The organism is Alteriqipengyuania abyssalis (assembly GCF_019857185.1).
Classification (GTDB): Bacteria; Pseudomonadota; Alphaproteobacteria; order Sphingomonadales; family Sphingomonadaceae; genus Alteriqipengyuania; species Alteriqipengyuania abyssalis.
Window position 1 is genome coordinate 133,043 of the sequence record NZ_JAHWXP010000003.1, and the last position, 14,102, is coordinate 147,144.

The 14,102-nt window shown below is 66.2% G+C and carries 15 protein-coding genes; 8 read left to right on the top strand and 7 right to left on the bottom strand.

The annotated features are described in order from the left end of the window. Positions 1-10: 10 nt before the first annotated feature. The 3 genes from KYN89_RS10500 to rpsU all read right to left on the bottom strand — a co-directional run bounded on the left by KYN89_RS10500 (position 11) and on the right by rpsU (position 2,719). Complete coding sequence (locus tag KYN89_RS10500; protein WP_222825041.1) at positions 11-1,705, bottom strand: DUF4153 domain-containing protein; 1,695 nt, start codon at positions 1,703-1,705, stop codon at positions 11-13. 39 nt (positions 1,706-1,744) lie between these two features. Next, on the bottom strand, positions 1,745-2,353 hold the full coding sequence (locus KYN89_RS10505) for an FKBP-type peptidyl-prolyl cis-trans isomerase (protein ID WP_222825042.1): 609 nt from the start codon (positions 2,351-2,353) through the stop codon (positions 1,745-1,747). A gap of 162 nt (positions 2,354-2,515) precedes the next feature. Continuing rightward, positions 2,516-2,719: a 30S ribosomal protein S21 gene (rpsU, locus tag KYN89_RS10510; protein ID WP_010239009.1), complete on the bottom strand. Its 204-nt coding sequence runs from the start codon at positions 2,717-2,719 to the stop codon at positions 2,516-2,518. Positions 2,720-2,943: 224 nt separating this feature from the next. On the opposite strand from rpsU, the gene crcB reads away from it, so the two are divergent. From crcB to KYN89_RS10540, 6 genes are read left to right on the top strand one after another with little or no spacing between them, the layout of a single operon-like run. Further along, entirely contained in the window at positions 2,944-3,354 is a 411-nt protein-coding gene (gene crcB / locus KYN89_RS10515; RefSeq protein ID WP_222825043.1) for a fluoride efflux transporter CrcB, read from the top strand. Positions 3,355-3,357: 3 nt separating this feature from the next. Next, entirely contained in the window at positions 3,358-4,524 is a 1,167-nt protein-coding gene (locus KYN89_RS10520) for an RluA family pseudouridine synthase (protein ID WP_054524888.1), read from the top strand. Continuing rightward, a complete protein-coding gene (locus KYN89_RS10525) occupies positions 4,524-5,123 on the top strand; it encodes an FMN-binding negative transcriptional regulator (protein WP_222825044.1) in 600 nt (199 codons plus the stop codon). Before KYN89_RS10520 ends, KYN89_RS10525 begins: the two co-directional genes overlap by 1 nt. After that, positions 5,120-5,779, top strand: coding sequence for an HAD-IA family hydrolase (locus tag KYN89_RS10530; protein WP_222825045.1), 660 nt, complete (start codon positions 5,120-5,122; stop codon positions 5,777-5,779). The genes KYN89_RS10525 and KYN89_RS10530 overlap by 4 nt, the downstream gene beginning before the upstream one ends. Beyond that, complete coding sequence (locus KYN89_RS10535; RefSeq protein ID WP_222825046.1) at positions 5,769-6,011, top strand: hypothetical protein; 243 nt, start codon at positions 5,769-5,771, stop codon at positions 6,009-6,011. The genes KYN89_RS10530 and KYN89_RS10535 overlap by 11 nt, the downstream gene beginning before the upstream one ends. Continuing rightward, entirely contained in the window at positions 6,008-6,709 is a 702-nt protein-coding gene (locus KYN89_RS10540) for an ATP12 family chaperone protein (protein WP_222825047.1), read from the top strand. Before KYN89_RS10535 ends, KYN89_RS10540 begins: the two co-directional genes overlap by 4 nt. 47 nt (positions 6,710-6,756) lie before the next feature. Here KYN89_RS10540 and KYN89_RS10545 read toward each other — a convergent pair whose 3' ends face one another. Genes KYN89_RS10545 through KYN89_RS10560 form a run of 4 tightly spaced genes read right to left on the bottom strand, consistent with a single transcriptional unit; the run spans position 6,757 to position 10,312 of the window. Continuing rightward, positions 6,757-7,341 carry an ABC-type transport auxiliary lipoprotein family protein gene (locus KYN89_RS10545; protein WP_248285177.1) on the bottom strand — a complete coding sequence of 195 codons (585 nt, stop codon included), beginning with the start codon at positions 7,339-7,341 and terminating at the stop codon, positions 6,757-6,759. A 29-nt stretch (positions 7,342-7,370) separates the two neighbouring features. Beyond that, complete coding sequence (locus KYN89_RS10550; protein ID WP_222825049.1) at positions 7,371-8,324, bottom strand: MlaD family protein; 954 nt, start codon at positions 8,322-8,324, stop codon at positions 7,371-7,373. Positions 8,325-8,366: 42 nt separating this feature from the next. After that, positions 8,367-9,203: an ABC transporter ATP-binding protein gene (locus KYN89_RS10555; RefSeq protein WP_222825050.1), complete on the bottom strand. Its 837-nt coding sequence runs from the start codon at positions 9,201-9,203 to the stop codon at positions 8,367-8,369. Then, the gene (locus KYN89_RS10560) at positions 9,200-10,312 is read right to left on the bottom strand and encodes an MlaE family ABC transporter permease (protein WP_222825051.1); all 1,113 of its coding nucleotides are present in this window, start codon (positions 10,310-10,312) and stop codon (positions 9,200-9,202) included. Before KYN89_RS10560 ends, KYN89_RS10555 begins: the two co-directional genes overlap by 4 nt. A gap of 93 nt (positions 10,313-10,405) precedes the next feature. Between KYN89_RS10560 and KYN89_RS10565 the strand changes: the two genes are divergently transcribed. Together KYN89_RS10565 and KYN89_RS10570 are read left to right on the top strand one after the other, a co-directional pair. Continuing rightward, positions 10,406-13,144: a valine--tRNA ligase gene (locus KYN89_RS10565; protein WP_222825052.1), complete on the top strand. Its 2,739-nt coding sequence runs from the start codon at positions 10,406-10,408 to the stop codon at positions 13,142-13,144. 52 nt (positions 13,145-13,196) lie between these two features. Further along, positions 13,197-14,012, top strand: coding sequence for a M90 family metallopeptidase (locus tag KYN89_RS10570; protein WP_222825053.1), 816 nt, complete (start codon positions 13,197-13,199; stop codon positions 14,010-14,012). Positions 14,013-14,102 lie beyond the last annotated feature (90 nt).

The following is a 14,102-nucleotide window of genomic DNA, read 5'->3' on the forward strand; positions in this document are numbered from 1 at the left end:
AGCGGGCAGATTACTCGAAAGGCTGGCCGACCGGCATACCGTCCACATAGATCTGCCGCCCACGATATTCACGCACCTCGACCTCGGCTTCGTCGATCTGCGTTGCGGGATCGATCGCACGTTCGGGAGAAGTTAGCGGATCGAGCACGCCGTCGTCCCTGAAGCTGAGCTGCTGCACGCCCTGGATCGAAACCAGCGCAACCCGGCGACGAGTCCCATCCGCGCCAAGGTCGATCGCCACGCATTCGGGACGGCACAGCCAGGGCTGCTCCTCGATCTGCGCCTCGACCCAATCGCGCAATTGCGGGTCGGCAAAGCGATAGTCGACCTCCGCCGGCCCGTCGGGACGATCCTCCAACGCATAGCGGCTTTCGCTGTCGCGCGCCTGCACGGCTGCCGCGCGGACGTCCTCGTTCTCCGACTTCGCGAGCCGTTCCAGCGCCTCGCGCCCCGGCTCGCCAAAGTCCCAGCGCAAGGCGGAAAAATCGAACTCCTCCACCGAAATCGCGCCGCTCTTCAGCCGCGCGAGCTGGTCGCTGGTCGAGATCGCGCCGAAATTGAGGATCGGCAGCGCTAGGAACAGCGCGAACAGAGCCGTCCCCAGCCCCAGCTTGAGGTTCGATGCCCGCAGCCGATCGCGCCAGCTTCCCCGCGCGCCCACCAGCGCGTCGACGAAATAGGCGAGCCCGAAGGCGACCGCGACGATCAGCGAACACACCGCCCACAGGCGTTCGGGCGAAAGGCCGTGCTGGTCGATCCGCACGCCGGTGGAGATCGCGGCGAAAACCGTCAGCGGCAGAATGCCGAGCGCCAGCGCATAGCTCGACCATTTGAGCACCGCCCCGCCGACCATGTCCGTATCACGATCGCGCAGCACCGCATTGGCGAGCACGTAAGCGCCGATCGCGATCGAGAGCAGCACCGGGGTCGCGCTGTCGGTGGCGTTCCACAGCACGCTCGGCCCCGAGACGACCACCGCGCCGAGAAACACGGCGATGGCCACTGCGAGCGGGAGTGCGAGGATGGAGAGCACCAGCAGCACGACCGATTGCAGCGTGCCGATGATCTTCAGCTGATTGCGCAGCGTGCCCAGCCCCGCACCCAGCGTGAGGCCGGCATAGGTCGCGGTGAACCAGTCCTGCTGCACCAGATCGCGCAAGGGAATGCCCACCAGATCGAACAGCGATGCGAGCAGCCAGATCAGCAGCCAGGCGATCAGGAAGAACGCGAGTGCACCCGCGCCGGTGATGGCGTCGGTCCACACGAAATAGTGGATGTCCTTGTAATCGGTCCGCATCCGGCGATGGAGGAAATCGGCCTGGAACAGCGGCACCGCGAGCAGGCAGGCGAATACCCCGGCGGCGATCGCATAGCCGCCATCTGCGATATCATTGCCCGCGCCGACCGCACGCCAGGTCAGCCCGCCGACGATCAGGCCGGTGACGAGAGAGACAATCGCGGGGGCAAGGTATCGCCCACGCTCTGCAGTGAAGACGAAGGCTCCACAGGCGAAGGCGATGAACGCGGCCCCCGCCACCCGCGGGCCGCTGTCGTTCGCATGGTGGAGCAGGAGATGGATAGCGAGGCCTGCCACGCCGAGCAGGCCTGCAAACAGCCAGGGGCGCAGATGCCACAGCGATTCGGCCCGGTTGCGGGCGGTGGCGGGCTCAGCCTCGCCACCATCCATCGTCTCGCTGTCACCCATCGTCCGCTCCCCCATCAAGGAGCGGCGTCTATACGCGCCTTATTGCGGCGGGGCAGCCCCTTCCGGCATCGGCGCGGCGTCCGGCGGCGGCAGGTCGCCCGGGGCCATGCCCGGCGTCGCGCCCTGCTGCTGCATCAGCGCGGTGATCATCGCCACGCGCCGGTCGAATTCCTCGCGGCTCATGAAATCGATCAGTTCGACATCGAAGGTCAGATCGGCGTTGGGCGGGATCGGCGCGCCGGCGGGCGGCTCTGCGCCATAGCCCTGGTCGGCGGGGATATGCAGTTCGTACTTGCCGCCCTTCTGCATCTGCTTCGCGCCTTCGGTGAAGCCGGGGATCATGTTGCCGAGCGGCAGCGGGTTGCCTTCGGGGAAGATGCCCTGTGCCTGCGGGGGCAGCGGCAGCGGGCGCGATTCGTCGAACACGGTGCCGTCGTCGAGGCGGCCGACATAGTTCACGAAAATTACGTCGTCCTCGCTCGGGCTGGGGCCGGTGCCCGGCTGGACCACGGTCAGTTCGACACCCTTGGGCGAAAGGCTCCACGCGAGCAGCACCGCCAGGGCGACTGCGACGATGACGCCGATCCACAGCTTGGCGAGCGAGCCCTTCGCAATCGGGCGGAGGGGGACGCGCGTAATTTCTGTCATCTGGTCGGATCCTGGAAGGCTGTTTGAAGCAATACTGGATGAATGGCGCGCACAAACGCCAAACGGCTCGCGCCCATCTGGCGCAAGCCGTTCACCAGTTCAAGGCTGGGCGTTCAATGCTGTGGGCGGGCACGCTGCACGGATGCAGAGCACCCACCGGGCCTAGCGGCCGTCGCGCTCTGCGCGCTTGCGCTCGAGCTTGCGAGCGCGGCGAACGGCGGCAGCCTTTTCACGGGCGCGCTTTTCGCTCGGCTTTTCGTAGTGGCGGCGCAGCTTCATCTCGCGATAGACGCCTTCACGCTGCAGCTTCTTCTTGAGTGCCCGCAGCGCTTGGTCGACATTGTTATCGCGAACGATGATTTGCATAAAAAGAAACGCCTTTCAGTTCATAGCCCTGCGATTCGCGCCGAAGCACGAAAAGCCCGGAATTGTCACATGGAAGAGGCCGGCAACGCCGAAGCGGCCAGCTTCAATGGGCGCTACATAGCCAAAATAGGCCCCTCGCGCAAGCATCTGCGCGTTTCATTTGCGCTGCCATGCGCGTGCCCGCTTGGCGCGGGGCTCGCGCAAAGATAGGGTTGCACGCGAAAATGACCAGTCTTTCCCCCATCATAGCATCTTTATGCGTCGCATTCGGCGGCGGAATGGGCGCGCTGCTGCGCTATCAGCTGGGCCGCGCAATGACCGCGCTGCTCTCGATCCAGCCGGTCGGCGGCTTCCCTTGGCCGACTTTTGCTGCCAATGGCATCGGCGGGCTCGGCATGGGGCTGCTGGTCGGGTGCCTCGCACGCGGACTGGGCGGCGATTTCGAAGAGCCTGCCCGGCTGATGCTGGGCGTCGGCCTGCTCGGCGGGTTCACCACCTTTTCCTCCTTCAGCCTGGAAACCTGGCTGCTGATCGAGGACGGCCAGCTGGGCATCGCGCTGCTATATGTCGCTGCCTCGGTCGTCCTGTCGATCGCCGCGCTGGTTTGCGGCCTCACCATCACACGAGTGTTCTGATCAATGCCGGAAAATGAAAAACGCCCCGAAAAGGGAGAGGTCCGGCAATACACCGTGGCCGAGGATGACGAGGGCGTGCGGCTGGACCGCTGGTTCAAGCGTCACCTGCCCGAAGTCGGCTTCGCCACCGTCGCGCGCTGGGCGCGGACCGGGCAGATCCGGGTCGACGGCGCCCGGGCAAAGCCCGACGACCGGCTCACAACAGGCCAAGTCCTGCGCATTCCGCCGGGCAATCCGGCGCGCGCCAAGGCCCCACCCCGCCGCCGCGAGCTGACCGAGGACCAGAAGGCGCAGGCACGCGCGATGGTGATCAAGGAGACGCCGAACGCGATCGTGCTCAACAAGCCTCCGGGCCTTGCAACGCAGGGTGGCAGCAAGACCTTCAGCCATGTCGACGGCCTGCTCGACGCCTTCGTCGAGGGTGACGGCCCCCGCCCGCGGCTGGTCCACCGGCTCGACAAGGATACCTCGGGCGTCCTGCTGATCGCGCGCACACCCGGGAGTGCTGCGGCGTTCAGCAAGCGGTTTGCGGGTCGCAGCGCCAAGAAGGTGTACTGGGCGCTGGTGGTCGGCGTGCCCGAACAGCATGTCGGCGAGATCGACGCCCCGCTCGCCAAGCAGCCGGGCACCGGCGGCGAGAAGATGCATGTCGACACGGAAGGCGGCCAGCCCGCCAAGACCCGTTACCGCGTGGTCGAGCGGGCGGGCAACCGTGCCGCATGGCTCGAGCTGGAGCCGCTCACCGGTCGCACCCATCAGCTGCGCGTGCATTGCGCGGCGATGGGCCACCCGATCGTGGGCGACGGCAAGTATGGCGGGCAGGAAGCCTTCCTGACCGGCAGTGTCAGCCGCAAGATGCACCTGCATGCCCGCCGGCTGATCATCAGCCAGCCCGGCGGCGGCCAGCTGGACGTGACCGCCGAACTGCCCGAGCACTTCGCCGCGACGATGGAGCAGATGGGCTTCGACCTGTCGCTGAGCGATGCGCAGCCGCTGCGCGAAGAGGCCCCGCCCAAGACCAAGGCGGAAAAGAAGCAGGACGCGAAGCAGCACGCCAAGCAGTACCGCAAGGCGCGCCGGGGCGAACGCCGCTCGCGCACCGTCTCCAAGGCCACCGCCAAGAGCAAGGCGCGCGCCAAGCCGAAGGGCAAAGGTGGGGGCAAGCGCTGATGCACCCCAACCCGCTGTTCCGTTCCGATGATCGCCAGCTGTTCGAAACGCTGATCGACCAGATCGGCTTCGGAATGGTGTTCCTGACCACGCCGGATGGGCCGCGCGTGGCGCACACCCCGCTGCTCTCGACCGGAGACGGCGCGGTGCAGTTCCACCTCGCGCGCGGCAATGCGCTGACCCGCCATCTCGACGGCGCGACCGCGCTGATCACGCTGAACGGGCCGGACGCCTACGTCTCTCCCCGCTGGTATGCCAACCGCGATACGGTGCCGACGTGGGATTACGTCGCGCTGGAGCTGGAGGGCCGCGTGCGGCGGATGGCGCACGAGGGGCTGGAAGCCTTCCTCCACGCCGCGATCGCCAAGCACGAGGCACGGATCGAGGGCGAGCCCTGGCGGGCGGAGGAATCGAGCGAGGCGACCTGGGGCGGGCTGTTCCGGGGCATCGCCGGGTTCGAGATGGAAGTGCAGGCCTGGCGCCCCACCCTCAAGCTGTCGCAGAAGAAGAGCCCCGAAGAACGCGCGCGAATTGCCGATGGGCAGGAGGCCGCCGGCCGGCCCGCCCTCGCCGCGCTGATTCGGAGCCTCGGCGCATGAGCGTGCGGCTCGCGGTGTTCGATTGCGACGGCACGCTGGTCGACGGGCAGGCGGCTGTGTGCGATTCGATGGAGGTTGCTTTTGCCGAGGTCGGCCTGCCGCAGCCGGATCGCAACGCGGTGCGCCGGATCGTCGGCCTCAGCCTTCTGCAGGCGGTGCGCCAGCTGGTCCCCGAGGCGGAGCACGAGACGACGGTGGAAGTGGTCGAGGCCTACAAGGCCAGCTTTCGCGCGACGCGGGAAAGCGGCGCCCTGCGCGAACCGCTCTACCCCGGCATTCGCGAGACGCTGCACGCCTTGCGCGATGCGGGCTGGAGCCTTGCGGTCGCGACCGGCAAATCGGATCGCGGGCTGATCGCCACCCTCGCCGCCAACGACCTGTCCGACCTGTTCGAAAGCCTGCAGACCGCCGATCGCCACCCGTCCAAGCCGCATCCCGCGATGCTCGAGGCGGCGCTGGTCGAATGCGGTGCGCAGGCGAGCGATGCGGTGATGATCGGCGACACCTCCTTCGATATCGACATGGCGAAATGCGCGGGCGTAGCGCCGATCGGCGTCGCCTGGGGCTATCACGAGCCTGCCGAGCTGCTGCGCGCAGGTGCGGTGTCGGTGGCCGATGCGCCCAGCCAGCTGACGGAGTTGATCCTTGCCCGATAACATTCCCGAAAATGCGCCCGAACACGCAGCGGAGGAACGCGCCGCCCGCCGTTACTGGCTGCTGCAATTCATCCGCCTTGCGGGCATCTTCGTCACCTTCACCGGGGCAATGATGGTCGCGGGCCGGATCGAGGGTGGCGCGCTGGGCCCGATCCTGTTCGTCGCCGGGCCGCTGCTGTTCTTCATCGTGCCCGTCCTGCTCGCCAAGCACTGGAAGCGGCAGAACCCGTGAAGCGATTCTGGAAAGAGGCGACGCTGCACGCAGTCGATGGCGGCTGGCAGGTCTGGCTGGACGAGCGCGCGGTAAAAACGCGTGGCGGTGCGCCGCAGGTGGTGCCGACCCGCGCGCTGGGCGACGTGCTGCGCGCCGAATGGGCCGCGGCGGGCGAGGAGTTCGCCCCGGAAGACCTGCCGCTGCGCGATCTGGCCGACCGCGCGATCGACACCGCGCGCGCCGCGCCGGAACCGATCGTCACCCGCCTGCTGGGCTTCGCTGACGGCGACACGCTGTGCTATCGCGCAGAACCTGACGAGGCGATAGCGCACCGGCAGGCCGAGGTGTGGGAGCCGATCGTCGGGAGGATCGAGGCCGATCTGGGCATCCGGCTGACCCGCACCCACGGCATCCTCCACCGCCCCCAGGCAGAGCAGAGCCTTGCTGCGATCCGCAGTCGTCTCGAAAAGGAAAACGCCTTCGCGCTGGTCGGGCTGGATATTGCCGCATCGCTGGCCGCGTCGCTGTGCATCGCGCTCGCCGGGCTGGACGAGGATGCCGACCCGCAGGCGCTATGGGCCGCGGCGAACCTGGAGCAGGACTGGCAGGCAGAGCGCTGGGGCTTCGACGAAGAGGCGCTGTCGCGCCGCAACGAACGCGAGGCCGAGTTCACCAAGGCGCTGGCCTTCGCGCGCGCCGCCCGCGCAGCGGACTAGGCGCGCTCGCTATCGCATTTGCGTGGGTACCCTAGAGCACTTGCGCCCTAGCGACCGATCCAGTCGGCCACGTCGATCGCGACCTGGTTGGCCGCATCGTTCAGAGCGATGCCGACAGGGGCGGCCTCTGCCGCAACGCCGGGCACGCGCGCAGTGAAGCGGCGGGTCTGCAGTTTTCCGCCATTCTCGCGGATCGCGTCGTAGGTGACCACGACCGCGCCACTGCGCGCATCATAGCCGAATTCGCGCAGCGTACCGCGCAGCACGCTTTCCGAAGCGGCGCGGCTCTCGACATCGTCAAGCACCAGCCGCCCGGTCCGCTCGCGGATCGTGGTGACGAGCAGGTTCTGGAACAGCTTGCTCGGCCGGTCGACCCACACCGCATCCTTCAGATAGGCGATGGTCGAGGGATCGACCTGCACCGGCACGCGGGTGACGGACAGGCTGCCCGGCACCTCCGGCTGGCGCACTGTCAGCACGCCGCTCGCCTCGCCGGCAGGCCCGGCACCCTCGGCGATCTGGACCGACGGCGTCAGGGTCAGCAGCGCGGGCGGCGGATCTTCGCCGAAGCTTATGCAGCCGCCCAGCGCGAGCGTGGCGGTGGCCATGATCGAAAGGCGCAGGCTGGCCATGCGAGGCATGCGGGTTGCGGGCACGTCGATCAATCCTCCGGTTCGTAATCGGGCAGCTTGGGCGAGTTGATCAGGTCGGACGCGCCCTTGTCCTCGATCCGCTGGGTCAGGCTGCGCAGCGAACGGCTGGTCGCCTGCAGGTCTTCCAGCGTGGCATTCGCGCTCGGCAGGGTCTTCTCGTTGAGCGAGCGGACCGCAGGCTGCGCCTGTTCGAGCGTACTGTTGAGCGTGTCGGCGGCCTTGTTCGCCTTGTTCAGCGTCCCGCGCAGCTCGTCGGCGAGCGAGGCGCCTTCCTTTGTCAGCAGATCGTTCGCCGAATCGCTGGTCCGTTCGATCGAATCGAGCGCCTCACCCGCTTCGCGCAGGGTGATCTGCAACTCTGCCAGCGCACCCTGCAACTGGGGCGAGGCATCGGCGACATCCGCGGTAATCTGGTTGGTGTTGCGCAGGATGCCGGAAAGCTCGCGCTGGTTGTCGTCCGACAGCAGCATGGTCAGCCGCTCGGTCAGGGTCGACAGGCGCTCCAGCAGCAGCGGCGCGTTGGCGAGGATTTCGCCGAACCCACCGGCCTTGGGCGGAATTACCGGCGCGCCTTCGGGGCACGCGGTGGTTTCGCAGGTGATCGGCGGGCGGCCCTTGCGCGCGCCATCCAGCAGGATGGTGGAAACCCCGGTGAAAGAGCTCTGCACGGTGGCGGTGGTGCCGACCAGCACGGGCACTTCGGGCTTCACCGCGATGCGCACGCGGACGAATTCGGGATCGGTCTCCCACAGCGAGATGTCGCGCACCTGCCCCACCGGAACCCCGGCGAAGGAGACGGAACTGCCATTGGCAAGCCCGGCGACCGACTGCTTGAAGAAGATGTCGTATTCCTTGCGGTCGTTTTCCCCCAGTCCCGCCATCCAGACGATGAACAGCGCGAGCGCGGCGAGCAACACAAAGGTCACCGCACCCACCCAGACATGGTTGGCTCTCGTTTCCATCTGCGTCCCTATGCCCTTGGATGGACTGGCTTGTCCATCGCGCTAACCATCCGAAGGTTTCCCCTGCGCAGCGCGTCCGCGCGGGCCGTTGAAATATTCCTGGATCCAGGGATGGTCCAGTTCCAGCAATTCGGGGATCGTACCCACCGCAATCACCTTCTGGTCCGCCAGCACCGCCACCCGGTCGCAGATTGCGAACAGCGTATCGACATCGTGGGTGATCAGGAACACGGTCAGCCCCAGCGTTTCCTTAAGCTCGCGGATCAGCGAGTCGAAGGCGGCGGCGCCGATCGGGTCGAGCCCGGCGGTCGGCTCGTCCAGGAACAGCAGTTCGGGATCGAGCGCGAGCGCACGGGCAAGCCCGGCGCGCTTCTTCATCCCGCCCGACAGTTCGGAGGGAAACTTGGACGTCGCTTCCTTGGGCAGGCCCGCCATGACGACCTTGTAGGCCGCGATCTCGTGGGTGATGTCGGGTTCGATCTGGGGGTAGAACTGCTTGATCGGCACTTCCACGTTCTCGCCCACGGTCAGGGTGGAGAACAGCGCCCCGCCCTGGAACAGCACGCCCCAGCGGTTGCGCACGCCCAGCGCTTCGTCCGGTTCGGCATCGGTGATCGCCTGGCCGAACACCTCGATATGCCCGTCGACCGGCGGTTGCAGCCCGATGATCGAGCGCATCAGGACCGATTTGCCGGTGCCCGATCCGCCGACCACGCCCAGAATTTCGCCCCGCTTCACGTCGAGATCGAGATGGTCGTGAATCACCTGATCGCCGAACGCATTGACCAGCCCGCGCACGCGCACCGGGTATTCGCCCCGAAACCTTTCGTAGCGCTGCGGCTTGGTCTCGCCGAAGATTTCGTCGACGATGTTGTTCATCCCCACCCGATCTCGGTGAAAAACACCGCAAAGAAGGCGTCGAGCACGATCACCGTGAAGATCGCCTGGACCACCGCCTTGGTCGTGCGCAGGCCGACTTCTTCCGAATTCCCCTCCACCTGCATGCCCTGATAGCAGCCCGAAATGGCCACGATCAGGCCGAACACCGGCGCCTTGATCATCCCGACCCACACATCGTGCGCCGGCACGACTTCGTGAATGCGCGAGAGGAAGGTCCAGAACGGGATCCCCAGCGTCAGGTCCGAAATGACCGCCCCGCCGATGATCGCCATGCACGAGGCGTAGAAGCCGAGCAGGATCATCATGAAGAAGCAGGCGAGCAGGCGCGGGATTACCAGCACCTCGATCGGGGACAGGCCGATCGTGCGCATCGCGTCGATCTCTTCGGTCAGCTTCATCGTCCCGATCTGCGCCGCGAAGGCCGAGCCGGAGCGGCCCGCGACCATGATCGCGGTCATCAGCACGCCCAGTTCGCGCAAGGTGATTCGGCCGACCAGGTTGACCGTCAGCGCCTCGGCCCCGAAGGCTTGCAGCTGCACCGCGCCCTGCTGCGCGATCACGATCCCGATCAGGAAGCTCATCAACCCGATGATCGGCAGCGCGTTCACGCCGACCGATTCGAACTGGTGGACCAGCGCGCGATAGCGGAACCGGCGCGGATGGCGCAGGATGCTGGCCGTACCGAGCAGGATCTGGCCGAAGAAACCGATCACCTGGACGATTCCGTGGCCCGCGTTGAACACCTTCTCGCCCATCGCTTCGGGCGCGCGCGTCAGCAGCGGAAGCCGCGGGGCGGAAACGGTAGAATCGTTGGAACTCTCGCCCACGGCGGTCAGCAGGCGCTGTGCCCGGTCGTCCGCATTCTCGATCGAGGCGGAGTGATTGGACGCGACCTGGTTGGTGAACCAGGCGCCAACCGTGTCGATTTCGCTGACCTCGGCAAGGTCGACCACGTCGATCTGTTCGTCGATCTTGCGCAGCCCGGTGTCGACATCGCTGATGGTCGACAGCAGGTACGGGCCTTTCAGCCGCAGGACGGTGCGCCCTCCATCGTCTTTGTCGAGCGTATAGTCCGCCTCGGTCACCATCGGGCCACGCTATGCGGGCAAAGCGTGTCTATCACAAGCCTAACGGACGCGGTGTGGTGACAATCGCGTCTCGCGCTGCTTATGGCACACACCATGACGAACACGCTCTCGACCACCTTCGACCCCGCCGACATCGAAGCGCGCTGGTACGCGCATTGGGAACAGAACGGCTGCTTCCGGCCCGAGCGCCCGGATGCGGAACCCTTCACCATCGTCAACCCGCCGCCCAACGTCACGGGCAGCCTGCATATCGGCCACGCTCTCGATAACACCTTGCAGGACATCGTGGTCCGTTACGAACGACTGCGCGGCAAGGATGCGCTGTGGGTGGTCGGCATGGACCATGCGGGCATCGCCACGCAGATGGTCGTCGAGCGCCAGCTGGAGGCGCAGCAGGACAAACGCACCAACTACACCCGCGAGGACTTCGTGCAGAAGGTGTGGGAGTGGAAGGCGGAGAGCGGCGGTGCCATCACCGGCCAGCTGCGCCGTCTGGGCTGCTCAATGGACTGGTCGCGTGAACAATTCACGATGGACGAGCACTTCAGCAAAGCCGTCACCAAGGTGTTCGTCGACCTCTATAACGACGGGCTGATCTATCGCGACAAGCGGCTGGTGAACTGGGACCCGAAGCTGAAGACCGCGATTTCGGACCTCGAAGTCGAGCAGCAGACGATCGCCGGCAGCTTCTGGCACTTCCGCTATCCGCTGGAAGAGGGCGTAACTCTGGCCGATGGTCGTGACTATATCGAGGTCGCCACCACCCGCCCCGAAACGATGCTGGCCGACATGGCCGTGGCGGTTCATCCGACCGACGAGCGCTACGCATCGGTCGTTGGCAAGCATGTGATCCTGCCGATCACCGGGCGCCGCATCCCCATCGTGGCGGACGAGCATGCCGACCCCGAACTGGGTTCGGGCGCGGTGAAGATCACGCCGGGGCACGATTTCAACGATTTCGAGGTCGGCAAGCGCGCGGGGATAGCGCCAGGCGAGATGCTCAACATGCTCGATGCTGAGGCTGCTGTGTGTCAGACGGCAGACGGCTTGATTCCGGAGGTTTATCTCGGACTCGACCGCTTCGAAGCACGAGAACTGGTAGTCGCCTGGATGAAGGAGTTTGGCTACCTCATCCCGTTCAAGACCAAGACCAAGAAGGGCGAAGAGGTCGAGCACGACGCCGAACCGCGCCAGATCGCCACTCCTTTCGGCGACCGTGGCGGCGTGGTGATCGAGCCGTGGCTGACCGACCAGTGGTATGTCGATGCCGAAAAGCTCGCGGTGAAACCGATCGAAGCAGTGCGTAGCGGCGAGGTCGAAATCGTCCCCAAGACGTGGGAGAAGACCTTCTTCAACTGGATGGAGAACATCCAGCCGTGGTGTGTCTCGCGCCAGCTGTGGTGGGGCCACCGCATTCCGGCATGGTACGCCGACGATGGCCGCGTGATCGTGGCCGAGGATGCCGACGCGGCGCAGAGCCTTGCCGGGCCGGGCGTAAAGCTGGTGCAGGACGACGACGTGCTCGACACGTGGTTCTCTTCCGCCCTGTGGCCCTTCGCCACGCTCGGCTGGCCGGAAAAGACCGACCTGCTCGAAAAGCACTACCCCAACAATCTGCTCGTCAGCGGGTTCGACATCCTGTTCTTCTGGGACGCGCGGATGCTGATGGCGGGCTATTTCAACACCGGCAGCAAGCCGTGGGAGAAGCTGTATCTCCACGGCCTCGTCCGCGCTGCGGACGGCTCCAAGATGAGCAAGTCGAAGGGCAACGTGGTCGATCCGCTGATCCTGATTGACCAGTACGGCGCCGATGCGCTGCGCTTCTTCGTGGCGGCGATGGAAAGCCAGGGTCGCGACATCAAGATGGATGAGAAGCGGGTCGAGGGATACCGCAACTTTGCGACCAAGCTGTGGAACGCGGTCCGCTACTGCCAGACCAACGGCATCGGCGCATCGCAGTCCATCGCCGCACCCGAAGCCCGCCTCGCGGTCAATTCGTGGATCATCGGCGAGGTGATCGAGACCAAGGCGACGATCGAGAAGGCGCTGGCCGACCTGCGCTTCGACGCCGCCGCCAACGCGATCTACCACTTCGTGTGGGACCGCTTCTGCGACTGGTATCTGGAGCTGATCAAGCCGGTCTTCGCCGCCGATGGCGCGGATGCGGACAGCCCTCCCGCGCAGGAAACCCGCGCGGTCGCAGGCTGGGCGATCGACCAGATCCTCGTCATGCTGCACCCCTTCATGCCCTTCGTCACCGAAGAGCTGTGGCACGCACAGGCCGAGTTCCAGGGCGGTGAACGCCCGTACGAGCTGATGCTGGCCGCATGGCCCGATCCGCAGGCCGAGCTCGATACCGACGCGGTCGCCGCGATCGACTGGGTCATCGCGCTCACCACCGCAGTTCGCGGAGCCAAGAACGAGCTGGGTATCGCGCCGGGCGTAAAGCTGGAGGCGTGGCTGCCCGCCCCCTCCCCGCTCGCGACCCGTGTGGTCGAACGCAGCGCGGCGGCGATCGAGCGGCTTGCCCGCCTGACCCCGCTGCATCTGGGCGAAGAGGCTCCGGCAGGCGCGGCCATGCAGGTCGCCGCTGGCGAGGACGCGTTCATCATCCCGTTGGAAGGCCACGTCGATGTCGAGGCGGAAAAGGCCCGTCTGACCAAGGCGATGGAGGCCAGCCAGAAGGAGTTCGGATCGCTCGACAAGCGGCTGTCCAACCCCTCCTTCGTCGAAAAGGCCAAGCCCGAAGCGGTCGAGAAGGCGAAGGCGGACGCCGCGTTCCACGCCAGCGAGATCGACCGGCTGCGCGCGGCGCTGGCACGGTTGGGGTAAGTCGGAGGATCGCCCTCTACGAAAACCGTGAGAGCGATCCTACTTCTGCCCAATGACGCCCTGGATCATTCTCGGCATTGCGCTGCTCGGTGCCGCTTTCGTGCTTTACCGAGGCTACGCTAAGCGGCGCAGGCGCAGGGCGTTGCTGGCGTCCGCGCTCTCGGCGGAGCAGCGGGCGACGGTCGAACGGCTGGTGCCGCTTGTGCGTCGCCTGCCCGAACCGACACGCGCCGCGCTGGAGGGGAAGATCAACCTCTTCCTCGACCAGATCACCTTTCGCGGCCAGAACGGGCTGGAAGTCAGTGACGACATGCGGCTGTCCATCGCGGCGCAGGCCTGCCTGCTGATCGTCAACAGCCCGGTCTGGTACGATACGCTGCGCAACGTGCTGATCTATCCATCGGCCTTCCTCACCAACCGCGACACGCATGACGGCCAGTTCGTGCACGAGAACACGCACGCAACGCTGGGTGAGAGCTGGGCCCGTGGCCCGGTGATCCTGGCATGGGACCATGCGCTGCAGGGCGGCCTCGACGCCGAGGACGGGCACAATGTGGTGATCCACGAATTCGCGCACCAGCTGGACGGCCTCTCGGGCCACACCAACGGCATCCCGCTGCTGCGCAAGGGGCAGGCCTATGCGGGCTGGGAAAAGGCCATGCTCGATGCGTTTCAGGACCAGGTTCGGCGGGTCGAGAATGGTCAATCCACGCTGATCGACCCCTATGGCGCGACCAGCCATCAGGAGTTTTTCGCCGAAGCGATCGTGACCTTCTTCGAGCGACCCCTCGCGATGCGCGACCAGATGCCGGCGCTGTACGAGCAGCTGGCACGGCTGCTCGCGCTGGACCCGGCCCAATGGAACTGATTGCGCGGGCGAGCGGCATCTGCGTCAGCCCGACTGCCGCGCGATTTCCTACTGCCCTGATTTCTGGCAAGACCGAGTGATGATCGCCCT